This window comes from Methylobacillus sp. DLP286 (assembly GCF_056636515.1).
In genome coordinates this window covers 1,241,182-1,256,131 of sequence record NZ_CM153145.1, presented here as the reverse complement: position 1 = coordinate 1,256,131, position 14,950 = coordinate 1,241,182, and the positions used below count along the sequence as shown (strand labels likewise).

Here is a 14,950-nt window from a genome sequence, read left to right as displayed (position 1 = left end):
CTTTTTTATCAGGTATCCGGAAGGGTAGCCTGATACTGTTTATGGCGCGATAGCAAAGCGGTTATGCCGCGGCCTGCAAAGCCGTTTAGGCCGGTTCGACTCCGGCTCGCGCCTCCAGGTAAATGATTTTGCTGTGAAGCAATGCGGGAATAGCTCAGTTGGTAGAGCGCAACCTTGCCAAGGTTGAGGTCGCGAGTTCGAGACTCGTTTCCCGCTCCAGAATTCATCAAAAGCCCAGACTTCGGTTTGGGCTTTCTTGTTTGTCTTGCATCGTGCCTGCGACAATTCCAGCATACTTTGCAATGCTTCTTAGCCGAGTGATTCTTTTACAAGAGGATTGCTAACTGGGCCCATCCTCACTTCTTGCTTCAAGACGTTTCTGGCTGCGCCCGAGCAACAATCCATTGCCTGCCCATACGAGGGCGAACAGACTGCCGATCAGCATTGCGACAGCAGGTTGTCCTGCCAACAGATCTATTCCGTGCTTGACCCAGCCGCTCACGGCATCGCCGCCGCGGTATACGACGGTGTCGATGAAGTTCTTGGCCTTGTATTTCTGCTCGGGGGAAACCGAGGTGTAGAGCATCTCGCGGCCAGGGCGTACCAGCGCATATTCTCCGGCACGGCGCACCACCATGACGACAGCGAGCACCGCGAATACGGGGGCCAGCGCGAGCCAGAGAAAGCCGGCAGCAATTACCAGCGGCACCGCGACCAGCAGCACGCTGACGCCGAGGCGCTGCGCGATGCGGCCGGTCAGGAAGAACTGGGTCAGCAGCGCCAGCGATTGCACGACGATGTCGATGATCCCGAAAACCTGGGTCTGCTGCACTTTATCGGGGAAAGTCGCTTCCACCAGGCGCGCCTGCTCGAAGTAGAGGAAGGTATTGGCCGTCGCCAGCAAGATGACGAAAGTGGCGATGCCCAGCAGGTATGGCGAGCGGAATACTGCCGTTGCGCCCGAGAACGGGTTGCCGCCCAGCGGCTGCGAGCGGGCACATGCCTCGTCCGGCGCGCGCGGATGCAAGTTGCGCCAGCGTTGCAAGGCGAGGCCGGCTACAGCGCTGCCCGCCAGCATCAGCGCCGACAGCGCCAGCAATCCGGAGTGGCCGAGCGGCCCGACCAGGAGCGTGCCCAGCACCGGCCCGGCCAAGCCGCCCAGGCTGGCGCCTGCGGCCATCAGTGCAAACAGGCGCTTGGCCTGTGCGCTGGAAAAGACGTCGGCGAGGACGCTCCAGGCCAGCGAGATGGTCAGCATGTTGAAGACCGACAGCCAGATGTAAAACGCCCTTGCCACCCATGGATTGTCCGGCTGCCATGCCATGCCTGCGGCGAAGGCAAGCAGGTTCAAGGTGAAGAAGCCGTAAGTCCAGGGCAGGATGCGCCGGCGCTGCGCCATAGAGGCGAGCCAACCGAACAGCGGCAGTACGGCAAGCGTGGCGACGAAGGTGCCGGTGAACAGCCATTGCAGGTTGCGCACGCCGCCTGCCAGGCCCATGGTCTCGCGCACCGGGCGCAGCATGAAATAGCCCGCGAACAGCAGGAAGAACATGAGCAGGCCGGCCAGCACCGCTGGCGCTTCCTGTTTTTCCACATTGAACAGGCGGCTGGCAAGCGAGGAGAGGCGCATGGAGTGAATTCCCTCAGCCGACCGTGTCGATCAACGATTTCCGCTGCGCTTCGGTCAAGGCCGGTCCGCTGCCGGCCTTGAGGTTGTCGCTCTGGCGATCCGGCTTGCCGGTAGCGGGTATCACGGTGGTGACGGCGGGGTGGCTCAGGGCAAACCTGAGAAAAGCCTGCGCCCAGGAGGTGATCCCAGCTTCTGCGGCCCAGGGCGGCAGCAGTTTGCCTTGCATCCTGGAAAACAGGCGGCCGTCTTCGAAAGCGCGGTTGATCAGGACTGCCACGCCGAGTTCCCTGGCGATTGGAAACACTTTCTGTTCCGCGTTGCGGGATATGACGGAGTAATTGACCTGCAGGAAGTCCGGCTTGACCTTGCGCACCACCTCGGCCAGTTCGTCATGGCCGCTGTCCACGTAATGGGTGAGCCCGGTGTAGCGGGTCTTGCCCTGCACCTTGAGCTCCTTGATCACTTCGAACTGGGTGCGCCAGTCCCGCAGGTTGTGCACCTGGAGCAGTTCCACCTTGTCGGTGCGCAACCGCTTGAGCGAGGCCTGGAATTGCGCCAGGCCGGCCTCGCGCCCGGAAGTGCCGAGCTTGGTGGCGAGGAAGGCCTTGGAACGCAGGCCCAGCTCTTCCAGCAATTGGCCGATCACTTCCTCGGCAGTGCCATAGGAAGGGGCAGTGTCGATGACCGTCGCGCCGCCTGCGAAGAACCGCCTCAATACTTCACGCAAAGGGTCGAGCTCGGCGGCGCTATTGCCGACTTCGAAGCTGCCTGAGCTGCCCATGCCGATCACAGGCAAGCGCTCTCCGCTGGACGGGATAACGCGGGTCTGCATGGATGCGGCTTGTGATAACGGCTTGGCGAACACAGGACGGGCCAGGGCGAGGCCTGCGCCGGCTGCCGCGATGCCGGAGAGGAAACTGCGTCGGGATAGCATGGGAAAGCTCCTTATTCAGTTGGCAAGATGTTCAACGTTTGCTTTATTGGAGTTTAGTTTTATTGTTGGAGTAAATAAATGACGGATGCATTGAAATGCATTATGGCATGCTGAGCCAGCGATAGCTGCCCTTCCTGTGCTCCGGGTTGTATGCGCGATCTCCGGAACGTCGGGTTTACGCAAGCATTGCAGGGAAGAATCATGTTGCCGATATGCGGTTGATGGCAATGTAGGGAAGCCGCATGATCTTGTCGATTGCAAGCCGGGCCAGTGCCCAGGCGCGTTCCTCGCGCATTTGCTCTCTTTCCTGTTCGCTATGGGGCAGGAACTGGCCGCCGAACGTCAGGGAGTGACGCACGGTATTGTTCTCATTCATATAGGCTTTGACAACATCTTGTACTCGCTCTTCGCGGCTCTTGTATAACGAGGGCATCGCTTATCCTTCTATCCGTGGCAGGATTCTACCGGTTCAAGTTTTGTAAATGACACAGTTTTTTCATCTTACATGGCGCCGCCGTGCCTGTGTCAAGCGAATTGCTTTAGAGCGGCTGACAAAACTCTCCTGGCGTCGTTGCGCTGCCATGCCGTACTGCTTGTGCTGTCTGCGGCAAATCGGCTAGCCAGGATTGTTTCGCTGAGTTGTGTAAGCCATTCTTGGTTGCGAATTCCTACACATGCTTCGGAATATGACGACTCTTATTTTAAAGAACGCCATGTTTACGATTATGGAATCCAGATCAAGTTTGAGGATGATGTATGCGGTTTTTCAAGTTTTCATTGCTGATGCTGGCATTGTCTTTGCCGTTGTACGGCCGTACCGAGGATAGCGAGTCCCTGACCACGTATGCTGACGATTCGGCCACTACCGGCAAGGTCAAGGCTGCGCTCGCGCGCGACCAGACGCTGGATGCGCTTGATATCAAGGTGCAGTCCGACGACCTCGGTGCGGTGCATTTGAGCGGCACCGCGCGGTCGCAAGCCGAGGTGAGCCAGGCGGCAATAGTGGCGCGCAGCGTGAGCGGAGTGGTATCGGTGCAGAACGATATCGTCATCGACAGTCCGGATCCCAAGAAGAAGTAGGGCATGGTATAGCGGTTCGAGGTTAGAATACGCGGGTTAGTGCCGTGAATAAGGTAGTAAGCCTGCATGCAGGCCGATGAGCCGTCATTGACCCAGTGTGACTCTGCCGATATAGATTGGGCGCACTAACTTCCCACCTACATATCAAACAAGCTGCATGTGCAGCCGTTTTATCGCTGTGCAGTTAGCAACCTGGCGGCAAGCCCGATGAAGACGACCCCTGCAATCCTGTTCATGTTCCTGACCGCCTTGGGCGAGCGTTGCAGCCAACGGCTGAGCCGGCCGGCGGTATAGGCGACCAGGCTGAAGATGACCAGCGTGGTGATCATGAACAATACGCCAAGCTGCAATATCTGCAGAGGCGCACGTCCGGCGCCATCCTTGACGAATTGCGGCAGGAAAGCCAGGAAGAACAACGCCACCTTGGGGTTGGTGACGTTCATGAGGATGCCGCGCTGATAAAGCCCTTTGTCGAGCCCGATAGTGTCATGATTGGGGAGAGCCGTGCCTTCGTTGCCGGGCGATGTGCCCATGCCTGAGGTGAACGCGCCGTAGGCAAGGTAAAGCAAATAGACAGCTCCCACGATCTTGAGCGTGGTAAAGGCGGCGGCCGATGCCTGGAAAATGGCGGCGACGCCGAATGCGACGGCGGCGGTGTGCACGACCAAGCCGGTGCATAGCCCAAGCGTCACCGCAATGCCCTTGCGCACGCCGCCGGCAGCCGCTTGCATCAGGACGAACATATTGTCCGGGCCGGGCGCCAAGGCAAGCACCGCCGATACCGCGACGAATTGCAATGCCGTGTCGATTGAAATCATGCCAATTCCTTTAAGGACTGCGAACAAAACTCTCCGGCGTGTTGCTTGCCTTATCGTACGCTTTACTGCCTGCGGCAAACCCCTTGCCAATCCCAGCATAACCCCGCCGGGGAAGGTTGTCCAAGGGCGCGCTTGGCGGCATGGCCCGGCTAGGGCTAGCCACGGTTATTTCGAGGCGACGACCGGCGCAGCCTCCCAGCTACCGCCCAGCGCGCGGATCAGGTTGACCGTGGCGCGGGCGCGCTCGCCGTCGAGTTGCAGGGTGACGCGCTTTTGCTGCAGCAAGGTTCGATCCGCATCGATCACCTCAAGGTAGCTGACCAGGCCTTCGCGGTAGCGGCTCTGGGCGAGGTGGCTGGCGCGTTGCGACGAGGCGACGGCCGTGTCCTGCACTTCGGACTGGTTGTCGAGGATGCGCAGGCTGGCCAGGTTGTCCTCGACCTCGCCAAAGGCGTTGAGCACGGTCTGCCGGTATTTGGCGACGTCTTCTTCGTAGACGGCGCGTGCGCGTTCCAGCCCGGCTTCGCGGCGGCCGCCGTCAAAGATCGGCATCGAGAGCATGGTGCCGATCAAGGGCCCGAGCAGGAAGGTGCGGTTGGACCACTCGAACAGGCTGCCTAGCTCGGAGGATTCGTAACCGAGCGCGCCGGTGATGTTGAGGCGCGGGAAATAGGCCGCCTTGGCGACGCCGATGCGCGCATTCGCCGCCGCCATCGCGCGCTCGGCGGCTGCGATGTCTGGCCGGCGTTCCAGCAACGAGGACGGCAAGCCGGCTGGCACGTTGATGCTGATGCGTTGCAATGGAAGCGCTGCCAGGCTGAATTCCGCTGGGGTTTTGCCCAGCAGGATGGCGAGGGCGTGTTCGGCAATCGCGCGGCGGCGCGTCACGCCCAGTTCCTCCGAGCGTGCGGCCGCGAGTTCGGTCTTGGCGCGCGCCAGTTCCAGTTCGCTGATGTCGCCGGCGTCGTAGCGGTGCTGCGTCAGCTGCACGGTTTGCTCGCGCAGCTTGACGGTGTGCTGGTAGATGTCACGCTCGGCATCCAGCTCGCGGATGGTGAAGTATTGCTGCGCCACATCCGCCTGCAGGGATAGCAGGACCGAGCGCAGCAGGGCGGCGCTCTGTTCCGCATCGGCCTGGGCGGCGTTGACCAGCGAGGATACGCGGCCGAACAGGTCTGCCTCATAGGCGAATTGCGCCTGCGCGCGCCACAATGTCTGTTCGCTGCCGTTCTCGGTGCGCTGGGCATCTGGCGATACGCGTTGATGCCCGGGGCTGATGCCGCCGCTCAATTGCGGGTAGCGGTTGGAACGCTCGTCCTTGAACAAGGCGCGGGATTGCGCCAGCCTGGCGGTGGCAGCCTGCAGATTCTGGTTGGCGGCCAGGGCCTCGTCCTCCAGGTTGTCCAGGGTGAGGTCGTTGAAGACCTGCCACCACTGGCCGCGGTGGTTGAGTTCCGCCGGCTCTGCAGTCTTCCACTGGCTGGACTGTTCTCCAGTCGCATGAAGGGAGGCTTCCTTGAATTGCGCCGGTGTTGCCACCTTTGGCTTTTCATAGACCGGGGCCACTGAGCATGCCGTCAGCAGCAGCGTCGCGGTCAATAGCGATAATGTCTTGGTCGGTTTCATGGTGTGCTTCCTATATCAAATGGCTGGCGGCTGGGCCGGCAACATGGGGTTTGTGCTCGGTGGCCGAATGCAGCTGGCGGCCTCCGCTCAGCTTGCGCAGCAGCACGTAGAACACGGGCGTGAGGAACAGGCCGAACAGGGTCACGCCCAGCATGCCGAAGAACACGGCGATGCCCATGGCGTAGCGCATTTCCGAGCCCGCGCCGCTGGACGTCACCAGCGGCACCACGCCCATGATGAAGGCGATGGAGGTCATGAGGATGGGGCGCAGACGTAAGCGGCTGGCCTCGATCGCGGCCTTGACGATGCTGCTGCCTTGCAGTTCCAGCTCGCGCGCGAACTCGACGATGAGGATGGCATTTTTTGCAGATAGTCCCACCAGCACCATCAGCCCGATCTGGGTAAAGATGTTGTTATCGCCCTTGGTCAGCCAGACGCCCGTGAGTGCCGCCAGGATGCTCATCGGCACGATGAGGATCACCGCGAGCGGCAAGGCCAGGCTCTCGTACAGCGCCGCCAGCACCAGGAACACCAGCAGCACGCTGATTGGGAACACCCAGATGCCGGCATTGCCCGCGAGGATCTGCTGGTAGGTCAGGTCGGTCCACTCGAACTTGATGCCGGGCGGCAGGGTCTGCGCGGCTATCCTTTCCACTGCCGCCTGGGCCTGCCCGGTGGAATAGCCCGGCGCCGGCCCGCCGTTGATGTCGGCGGCGGTATAGCCGTTGTAGCGCACCACCATTTCCGGACCGTAGGTAGGGGTCACCTTGACCAGCGAGGACAACGGCACCATGTCGCCCGCCATGTTGCGGGTTTTCAGTTGCAGGATGTCCTCGGCCTTGGCGCGGTAGGGCGCATCGGCTTGCGCGCGCACCTGGAATACGCGGCCGAATCGGTTGAAGTCATTGATGTAGAGCGAGCCGAGGTAGATCTGCATGGTGTCGAACACCTCGGTCACCGGCACGCCCAATTGCTTGGCCTTGGCACGGTCCAGGTCCACGTTCAGCTGCGGCACGTTGATCTGGTAGTTGGTGAACATGGGGCCCAGTTCCGGCGCCTTGGAAGCCTCGGCGATGAAGGCGTTCACTGCCTTGTCCAGCTCGGCATAGCCCAGCGCGCCCCTGTCCTCGATCTGCAGCTTGAAGCCGCCGATGGTGCCCAGGCCCATGACCGGGGGCGGCGGGAACACGGCGATATAGGCGTCCTGGATCTGGCCGAATTTCTCATTCAGCGATTGCGCGATCGCGGCGGCCGACAATTCCTTGCCTTTGCGTTCGTTGAACGGCTTGAGCGGTGTGAAGACGATGCCGGCGCTGGAACTGTTGGTGAAGCCGTTGATCGAGAGGCCGGGGAAGGCGACCGCGTTTTCCACGCCGGGCTGCTGCAATGCGATCTCGCTCATGCGGCGGATGACTTCCTCCGTACGTTCCAGCGAGGCGCCGCTAGGCAGCTGGGCGAAGCCCACCAGGTATTGCTTGTCCTGCGCCGGCACGAAGCCGCCCGGCACAATCAGGGAGACGCCCACGGTCAGGCCGAGCAGCACGGCATAGACGCCCATGGCCGAGCCCTTATGGTTGATGATGCCCTTGACGCCCTTGCCGTAGTTGTCGGAGGCGCGGCTGAACAGGTTGTTGAACCTGGCAAAGAAGCCGCCCAGCCAGCGGTCCATGAAGCGCGTGAGCCAGTCCTTCTTGTCGCCGTGGCCCTTGAGCAGCATGGCGGACAGGGCAGGGGACAAGGTCAGGGAGTTGAACGCCGAGATCACGGTGGAAATGGCGATGGTCATGGCGAACTGCTTGTAGAACTGCCCGGTAAGGCCGGTCATGAACGCCAACGGCACGAACACCGCGATCAGGGTCAGCGCGATGGCGATGATGGGCCCGCTCACCTCGCGCATGGCCTGGTAGGTGGCGTCGCGCGGGCTCAGGCCCGATTCGATATTGCGCTCGACGTTTTCCACCACGACGATGGCGTCATCCACCACGATGCCGATCGCCAGCACCATGCCGAACAGCGACAGCGCGTTGATCGAGTAGCCGAATGCCAGCATCAGCGAGAAAGTGCCGATGATGGAAACCGGGACCGCCAGCAAGGGGATGATGGATGCGCGCCAGGTCTGCAGGAACAGGATCACCACCAGCACCACCAGGGCGATCGCTTCCAGCAGCGTGGACACCACGGCGCGGATGCTGGAGCGCACGAACTGCGTCGGGTCGTAGACGATATGGTATTCCACGGATTCGGGGAAATCGGCAGCCAGCTCCTTCATGGTGGCGCGCACGGCATCGGAAATCGCCAGTGCGTTGGCGCCGGGCGCCTGGAAGATCGGGATGGCGACCGCAGGCTTGTTGTCCAGCAACGAGCGCAGGCCGTATTCCGAGGCAGCGAGCTCGATGCGCGCCACGTCGGAAAGGCGCGTGATGGCGCCGTCGGCAGAAGTCTTGAGGATGATCGCGGCAAATTCCTCCTCGGTCTTGAGACGGCCCTGCGCATTGACCGACAGTTGCAGCGGCACATTGTTGGGCGATGCGCCGATCACGCCGGCCGCCACCTGCACGTTCTGCTCGCGGATCGCCTGCACCACGTCGGATGCGGTCATGCCGCGCTGGGCGACTTTCTGCGGATCGAGCCAGACGCGCATGGCGTAGTTACCGGAGCCGAACAGGCCGACTTCGCCCACGCCCTGGATGCGCGCCAGCCTATCCTTGACGTTGATCACGGCATAGTTGCGCAAATAGGTCATGTCGTAGCGGTTGTCCGGCGAGGCCAGGTGTACCACCATGGTGAGTGTGGGCGAGCTTTTCAGCGTGGTGAGGCCCAGCCGCTGCACGTCGGGCGGCAGCCTGGGCAACGCCTGGTTGACGCGGTTCTGCACCAGTTGCTGCGCCTTGTCCGGGTCTACGCCGAGCTTGAAGTTGACGGTGATGGTGAGGTTGCCGTCGCTGTTGGCCTGCGACTGCATGTAGATCATGTCTTCCACGCCGTTGATGGATTCCTCCAGCGGCGAGGCCACCGTCTCGGCGATCACCTTGGGGTTGGCGCCGGGGTATTGCGCGCGTACCACCACGGAAGGCGGCACGACTTCGGGATATTCCGAGATAGGCAGCTGGAACATCGCCAGTGCCCCGCCCAGCAATATGAGCATCGATAGCACGCCCGCAAAGATCGGGCGGTCGATGAAGAATTTTGAGATATTCATTTGTAAGTTCTCCCTAAGATTTAGAGCCTGTTCATCCTCTTTTTATAGGGGACGCATGGTTTCAAAGCGTGCCCGATCAAGGCGCAGGCCGCAGGCGATGCTTATTGCCTCGCCAAGGTCTGGAACGCAGAGCGGGTGCGGTTTGAAGCCATGCCCTGTGGGTTGTCCCGCCAGCATAGTCGCTGCGTCGTTGCAAATCCTCGCCGGGCAACGGCCCGACTGTGGTTTTCGCCTTGCATCGCCGGCCCTGGCGGGACAACGTACCCTGTGAAAAGAGGATGAATAGGCTCTCATGCGTTGACGGCCTTTTGCTGTTTATTGGGAAGGCTGCGGATCGTGTGGATCGCTTCCTCTGCCCGAACCTGGGCCAATGGCGACGCGCTGCCGGGCATGGCGACCAGGTGCGGGCTGACCTGGCTGCCGGGACGCACCCGTTGCAGGCCATTGACCACGATGCGTTCGCTAGGCTGCAGCCCGCTTTCCACCACGCGCAGCTCACCATGGGCCGCGCCTAGCCGTATCTCTCGGTAATTGGCCTGGTTCTGCGCATCGACCACCAGCACGTAGCGCTTGTCTTGGTCGGTGCCCACGGCTTTCTCGTCTATCAGTAACGCCGGGTGGGTGCTGCCGCTGCCCAGCCTGACGCGCGCATACAGCCCCGGCAGCAAGTCGCCCTTGCGGTTGTCGAACACGGCGCGCACGCGGATGGTGCCCGATGCGGTGTCTATGCGGTTATCGACCGAGCCGATGCGGCCTTCGCGGCTATAGCCGTCCTCGTTCGCCAGCCCCAGCAAGACCTTGAGCTGGCTGGTGTGTCCGGGCTGGATGAATTTCAGGTAGCTTTGCTCGTCCACCTCGAGCGCCGCGTAGATGTTGTCGGTAGACACCAGCGTGGTGAGCGGCGTGGAGCTCGCGCCCGCGGAAACGATATTGCCCAGCGTCACCTCGGCGCGGGAAATCCGGCCGGATACCGGTGCCGTGATGCGGCTATATTCCAGGTTGAGGCGGGCGGTCTGCAATGCGGCCTGCGCTGCCAGCAATGCGGCTTTCGCCTCCAGCGCCGCGTTGCGCTTTTCCTCGAAGTCGCGGCGGGCGATGGCGTTGTCGCCGATCAGGCGCTCCGCGCGTTCCAGGTCGTGGCTGGTGTAGTCGAGCCGCGCCTCGGCGCCGCTCAGCTGGGCCTGGGCGCGCGCGACCTCCGCCTCGAACGGCCGCGGGTCTATGGTGAACAGCACGTCGCCTTTCTTCACCAGGTCGCCGTCCTTGAAATGGATCCTGGTCAGCGTGCCGGAAACCAGGGGACGGATTTCAACACGCTCGACCGCCTCCAGGCGGCCGGAATAATCCTGCCAGTCGGTGATGTCCTGTTGCGCGACAACCGCAACGTCCACGGTAACGGTATTGCTGGCGACAGCAGTGTCGGCCTGGGCTTCGTGGCTGGCGGGCGACCACAAGATGACGCCGCCCGAGATTGCCAGGGCGGCCGCCAACAGGGCGGCGAATTTCTTTTGTTGCAGTGGTTTAGACATGATGTTCCTCATCTTTAATGTTGAAATCAAAATTTAGCGCGGCTAACAAAACGCTCCTGTCAGGAGCGCTTCGCTGAGTGTTGTTAGCCGCTGTTAATAGGTAAACCGGCTTGTCCCGCCTGGCGTCGTAGGAACTCCACCACCTCGCGCAGCATGGGCTGGTGGGCAGGCAATTCGGCATGCTGGACGCCGGCAAAACGCGACACCTGGGTAGGGATGCCGGCCTTGATCAAGGCGCTGGCGTATTTTTCCGCCTCGATGTGCAGCACGTCGCATTCGGCAGTGGCGATCATGGCGCTGGGTAGGCCGGCAAGGCGCAGCGATTCCAGTGGTGCGGCATAGGGATGCATGCGTTGCGTGCACTTGGGCAGATATTGCCGGTAGCGCTGCGCGCATTGCGCCGCGGTGAGCTCGGACTTGAGCCTGGCGGCATCGCCGAGCAGGGTCATGCTCGGGTCCAGCATCGGCGCGATAAGCACTTGCGCGGCAATGCTGAATTCCCCGCGGTCGCGCGCCATCATGCTCAGGCCCGCTGCGATACTGCCGCCCGCATCGTCCCCGGCCACGACGAGCAGCTTGGCGGCCGCGTTCAGGCGGCGTGCATTGCGTGCGGCCCATTGCGCCGCGGCATAGGCATCTTCCGGCGCTGCGGGGAACGGGTGCTGTGGCGCCAGGGCATAGCCGACGGAAAGGACGACGGCAGGGCAATGGTGCGCGATGAAACTGGCGGGAAAGTCCGCATCGTCGAGGCAGCCCGCGTTGAATCCGCCGCCATGGAAGTACAGCACCAACGGCAGGTTGCCTTCCGCCTGCGCGCCACGGTACAGCCGCACGGGGATCGCTCCCTCGGGTCCGGGGATGATGAAGTCTTCACGGGAAACGCGCGGTTCGCTCACAATCGGTCTGCATTGGCTGATATTGGATGCGACCCATTGTGATCGTTATTGCCAATTTAATAATCTGCGTAAATGTGGAAACACTATTCGTAATTCGCAAACAATGGCGTCCGGCACGCGGACGTACGGTCAATACCGTAAAAAATTGCATGAAAACAACCACACGGATGAGTTTTCCCAATTTATTGATTACAATGGGAACTGATTCTTATTTCCAATCGTGGACATGTCCCGATGTCGCATTTTTCCTCGCACCTGCTGGCCGAGCAGCTTTACCAACAACACCAGCAATGGCTGCGCTTGTGGCTCAATCGCCGCCTGAATAACCATTCCGAAGCGGCCGACCTTGCCCAGGACACCTTCATGCGCATCCTGCTGATGCCGGAGCTCTCGTCGAGCAACCTTGAAAGCGAGCCGTTGCGTGAGCCGCGCGCTTACCTGGCGACAGTGGCGCGCCGGGTGCTGTTGAACCATTTCCGCAGGGCGTCGCTGGAGCGGGCCTGGCTCGATGCGCTGGCGCTGATGCCGGAGGCGGAGGCTCCCTCGCCGGAACAACAGGCGCTGATCGCCGATGCGTTGAACGAGGTGGATGCCATGCTCAACGGCTTGTCTCCCATCGTGAGGGAAGTATTCGTGCTGTCGCAGGTCGAGGGGCTGACCTATGCCGAGATCGCCGAGCAGCTCGACATCGGCTTGCGCTCGGTCAAGCGCTACATGGCGCAGGCCATGGCGGAATGCATCGTACTGGCCTCCAGCTACCAAGGCAGCATCTGACGCCATGGCTGCACCGGAGCTTGCAATTCGCCAGGTCGCCATGCAGGCTGCGGAATGGTTCGTGCTGATCGATTCCGGGGAAGCCACGCCACAGGAGCTGGTTGCCTTCGAACAGTGGCGGGGCGCTGATCCCGCCCACGAGCAAGCCTGGCAACAGGCCCAGCGCATCAGCGGCCTGGCGTCAAACCTGCCGCAGCAGACGGGCAGCACATTGCGGCGCAAAACGCGCCTGGACAGGCGCAAGGCCATCAAGCAACTGGCGATACTGATTGCGGCCGTGCCTGCCGGCTGGCTGGGCTGGCGTACCGGCGAGCAGCAAGGCTGGCTGGCCGATTACCGCACCGCCGCGGGAGAGCAGCGCCGCATTGTCCTGGCAGACGGCACGGTGATCCAGCTCAATACCGCCACCCGCGTTGACATTGACTATAACGCCGCATCACGCACCGTACACCTGCGTGGCGGGGAAATCCTCATCACAACCGCCCCCGATCCCGATGCCCAGCGGAATGGCAAGCCGCGTCCCTTCATCGTGCAGACCGCTTATGGGCGAGTACAGCCGTTAGGCACCCGTTTTGTCGTGCGCCATATCGATGACCATGTGTTTGTGGCGGTGCAGGAGGGGGCCGTGCAAATCAGCAATGGGGCCAGGACTGACATCCTCCATGCCAATGAAGAAACCCGCTTCGATGCCGATGCCATCGACCAGCCGCAAGCATTGTCTCCCCGCGAGTTGAATTGGACGCGCGGCGTGATTTCTGCCGATGAAACCCGCCTGGGCGATTTCATTGCCGAACTTGCGCGCTATCGTCCGGGCATCCTGCGCTGCGATCCCGCCGTGGCGGATATCCGCGTAACGGGGGCTTACCAATTGCAGGATACCGACGCCATCCTGCTCAACCTTGCCAAGGTATTCCCGGTCAAGCTCGAATACAGGACCCGTTACTGGGTCACCGTAACGGCGAGATGACTTTTGATATGGAATTGTTCCATATCAAAATCAAGCTCTTTCTCGATTCCAGAAAATAAACTGCCTTCATTTGGCCCTTTTCCCCTGCCTGTTGTGTCCTGTCTGTTGACGTAACAAAAACGATTAACATTACAGGAAGGAATATATGTCATTGCGTTATCAATCCCAAAGCACGATTCCCCAATACATGCAGGCGGAAAACGTCTCACCCCGTCCTCGCATCCATCATGCTGTGCATGCGGCAGTTTTGGCTATCGGGATGGCGGCAGGCGCTGCCAGCTGGCATGAGGTACATGCCGAACAAGTCACAAGCCAGACCGAGGTTAGGGAGCTGAACATTGCCGCCGGATCGCTGGCTGCCGCTATTACGGAATTTGCCGTGCAGACCGGCATCAATATCACCACGGAGCCTGCATTAGTCAAAGCGCAGGAAACAAGGGGTCTGAAAGGTAGCTACACTGTAGCTCAAGGATTGTCTGCATTATTATCGCCACTAGGATTACAAGCAGTTAGGCAGGAGGAAGGCAATTATATTGTCAAAACTATTGCTCAATCCGATGTCGAGGTTCCAACCGCTATATTGGCAGAGCTGACAGTGAAAGCGCAGGGTATGGGGGAATCTACGGAAAATACACAAAGTTATGCCGCTAGATTGGTCAGTGTTGGCTCCAAGACGCCAACCAGCCTGCGTGAGACACCCCAGTCTGTTTCCGTAGTGACTTCACAGTTGATTCAGGACAAGCGGATGACGGATTTGACTGAGGCGATGAAAATCACTCCCGGCATCACCGTACAAAATACCAATTATCGGATCAATAGCTTTTACTCGCGCGGATTCTTGCTGGATAACTACCAGATCGATGGTGCATCTCCGATGGCGATGAGTACTTCAGCTGGCAGTTTTTATGGCATTGGCACTTTTGATCTAGTTGAGTTTGACCATGTCGAAGTATTGCGAGGTAGTAGCTCATTGTTTGGTGGTGCAAGCAATCCTGGGGGCATTGTCAACCTGGTGCGCAAGCGGCCAACCCGGGATACTCAGTTCAAGGTCGATGCCTCAGCAGGTTCCTGGGATAACTATCGCGTGCAGCTAGATGCCAGTGGATCATTGACTGAGGCTGGTAATCTGCGTGGCCGGCTGGTGGCTGCTCATGCCGACCGTCAGTATTTTATCGACAACCGCAGCACCGAAAAGCCGATTGTGTATGGCATTCTGGAGTTTGATTTGACGCCGGATACTATGGTGACTCTGGGTGGACGTTATGAGCGGATTCATGAGAATGGCACATGGAGCAGTGTACCTAGATATAGTACTGGTGAAGATCTGAAATTAAAGCGTAGTACTGGTTTGACACAAAGGTGGTCATATACTGATGCAAGTTCAAAAGAGTTATTTGCCAAGTTTGACCATGTGTTCAAGAATCAGTGGAAATTGAATGCCACCTACACTGGTACGCATGAGAAGGTGGAAAGCCTGGGGGGGCATTTGCCTTAAAT

General features: G+C 60.4%; 12 protein-coding genes and 2 tRNA genes. 6 read left to right on the top strand and 8 right to left on the bottom strand.

Features of this window, described 5'->3' with window-relative positions; all coding sequences use genetic code 11:
- Positions 1 to 43: 43 nt before the first annotated feature.
- Together ACWXTG_RS05990 and ACWXTG_RS05985 are read left to right on the top strand one after the other, a co-directional pair.
- A tRNA-Cys gene (locus ACWXTG_RS05990) sits at positions 44 to 117 on the top strand.
- Between the two features lie 26 nt (positions 118 to 143).
- Positions 144 to 219 (top strand) — tRNA-Gly (locus ACWXTG_RS05985).
- Positions 220 to 340: 121 nt separating this feature from the next.
- On the opposite strand, the gene ACWXTG_RS05980 is transcribed toward ACWXTG_RS05985, so the two are convergent.
- The 3 genes from ACWXTG_RS05980 to ACWXTG_RS05970 form a co-directional block, all read right to left on the bottom strand.
- Complete coding sequence (locus ACWXTG_RS05980) at positions 341 to 1,630, bottom strand: NTP/NDP exchange transporter (RefSeq protein ID WP_407997010.1); 1,290 nt, start codon at positions 1,628 to 1,630, stop codon at positions 341 to 343.
- Between the two features lie 13 nt (positions 1,631 to 1,643).
- Complete coding sequence (locus tag ACWXTG_RS05975) at positions 1,644 to 2,564, bottom strand: aldo/keto reductase (protein ID WP_407997011.1); 921 nt, start codon at positions 2,562 to 2,564, stop codon at positions 1,644 to 1,646.
- A gap of 199 nt (positions 2,565 to 2,763) precedes the next feature.
- Positions 2,764 to 2,997 (bottom strand): hypothetical protein, encoded by a 234-nt coding sequence (locus ACWXTG_RS05970; protein WP_309566827.1) that lies wholly within the window; start codon positions 2,995 to 2,997, stop codon positions 2,764 to 2,766.
- A 323-nt stretch (positions 2,998 to 3,320) separates the two neighbouring features.
- Here ACWXTG_RS05970 and ACWXTG_RS05965 point away from each other — a divergent pair, with 323 nt between their 5' ends.
- Positions 3,321 to 3,644 (top strand): BON domain-containing protein, encoded by a 324-nt coding sequence (locus ACWXTG_RS05965; protein ID WP_407997012.1) that lies wholly within the window; start codon positions 3,321 to 3,323, stop codon positions 3,642 to 3,644.
- Between the two features lie 170 nt (positions 3,645 to 3,814).
- Here the strand turns inward: ACWXTG_RS05965 and ACWXTG_RS05960 are convergent, their stop codons facing one another.
- From ACWXTG_RS05960 to ACWXTG_RS05940, 5 genes are all read right to left on the bottom strand, one after another.
- Positions 3,815 to 4,462 carry a LysE family translocator gene (locus ACWXTG_RS05960; protein WP_407997013.1) on the bottom strand — a complete coding sequence of 216 codons (648 nt, stop codon included), beginning with the start codon at positions 4,460 to 4,462 and terminating at the stop codon, positions 3,815 to 3,817.
- Between the two features lie 165 nt (positions 4,463 to 4,627).
- A complete protein-coding gene (locus tag ACWXTG_RS05955) occupies positions 4,628 to 6,088 on the bottom strand; it encodes an efflux transporter outer membrane subunit (RefSeq protein WP_407997014.1) in 1,461 nt (486 codons plus the stop codon).
- A 10-nt stretch (positions 6,089 to 6,098) separates the two neighbouring features.
- A complete protein-coding gene (locus ACWXTG_RS05950) occupies positions 6,099 to 9,287 on the bottom strand; it encodes an efflux RND transporter permease subunit (RefSeq protein WP_480221049.1) in 3,189 nt (1,062 codons plus the stop codon).
- Between the two features lie 290 nt (positions 9,288 to 9,577).
- On the bottom strand, positions 9,578 to 10,816 hold the full coding sequence (locus ACWXTG_RS05945; RefSeq protein WP_407997016.1) for an efflux RND transporter periplasmic adaptor subunit: 1,239 nt from the start codon (positions 10,814 to 10,816) through the stop codon (positions 9,578 to 9,580).
- An 83-nt stretch (positions 10,817 to 10,899) separates the two neighbouring features.
- Positions 10,900 to 11,712 (bottom strand): alpha/beta hydrolase, encoded by an 813-nt coding sequence (locus tag ACWXTG_RS05940; RefSeq protein WP_407997017.1) that lies wholly within the window; start codon positions 11,710 to 11,712, stop codon positions 10,900 to 10,902.
- 234 nt (positions 11,713 to 11,946) lie between these two features.
- Here ACWXTG_RS05940 and ACWXTG_RS05935 point away from each other — a divergent pair, with 234 nt between their 5' ends.
- From ACWXTG_RS05935 to ACWXTG_RS05925, 3 genes are all read left to right on the top strand, one after another.
- A complete protein-coding gene (locus tag ACWXTG_RS05935) occupies positions 11,947 to 12,486 on the top strand; it encodes a sigma-70 family RNA polymerase sigma factor (protein WP_407997018.1) in 540 nt (179 codons plus the stop codon).
- Between the two features lie 4 nt (positions 12,487 to 12,490).
- Positions 12,491 to 13,453, top strand: coding sequence for a FecR domain-containing protein (locus ACWXTG_RS05930; RefSeq protein WP_480221048.1), 963 nt, complete (start codon positions 12,491 to 12,493; stop codon positions 13,451 to 13,453).
- 145 nt (positions 13,454 to 13,598) lie between these two features.
- Positions 13,599 to 14,948, top strand: a complete 1,350-nt coding sequence (locus ACWXTG_RS05925; RefSeq protein WP_480221047.1) for a TonB-dependent siderophore receptor — start codon at positions 13,599 to 13,601, stop codon at positions 14,946 to 14,948.
- Positions 14,949 to 14,950: the final 2 nt, after the last annotated feature.

What these genes read in the sequence shown, in the direction of transcription:
- ACWXTG_RS05930 (WP_480221048.1), top strand. Translation starts at nt 12,491, where the DNA reads ATGGCTGCACCGGAGCTTGCAATTCGCCAGGTCGCCATGCAGGCTGCG.
- ACWXTG_RS05925 (WP_480221047.1), top strand. Translation starts at nt 13,599, where the DNA reads ATGTCATTGCGTTATCAATCCCAAAGCACGATTCCCCAATACATGCAG.
- ACWXTG_RS05965 (WP_407997012.1), top strand. Translation starts at nt 3,321, where the DNA reads ATGCGGTTTTTCAAGTTTTCATTGCTGATGCTGGCATTGTCTTTGCCG.
- ACWXTG_RS05980 (WP_407997010.1), bottom strand. Translation starts at nt 1,630, where the DNA reads ATGCGCCTCTCCTCGCTTGCCAGCCGCCTGTTCAATGTGGAAAAACAG.
- ACWXTG_RS05945 (WP_407997016.1), bottom strand. Translation starts at nt 10,816, where the DNA reads ATGTCTAAACCACTGCAACAAAAGAAATTCGCCGCCCTGTTGGCGGCC.
- ACWXTG_RS05955 (WP_407997014.1), bottom strand. Translation starts at nt 6,088, where the DNA reads ATGAAACCGACCAAGACATTATCGCTATTGACCGCGACGCTGCTGCTG.
- ACWXTG_RS05975 (WP_407997011.1), bottom strand. Translation starts at nt 2,564, where the DNA reads ATGCTATCCCGACGCAGTTTCCTCTCCGGCATCGCGGCAGCCGGCGCA.
- ACWXTG_RS05970 (WP_309566827.1), bottom strand. Translation starts at nt 2,997, where the DNA reads ATGCCCTCGTTATACAAGAGCCGCGAAGAGCGAGTACAAGATGTTGTC.
- ACWXTG_RS05935 (WP_407997018.1), top strand. Translation starts at nt 11,947, where the DNA reads ATGTCGCATTTTTCCTCGCACCTGCTGGCCGAGCAGCTTTACCAACAA.
- ACWXTG_RS05960 (WP_407997013.1), bottom strand. Translation starts at nt 4,462, where the DNA reads ATGATTTCAATCGACACGGCATTGCAATTCGTCGCGGTATCGGCGGTG.
- ACWXTG_RS05950 (WP_480221049.1), bottom strand. Translation starts at nt 9,287, where the DNA reads ATGAATATCTCAAAATTCTTCATCGACCGCCCGATCTTTGCGGGCGTG.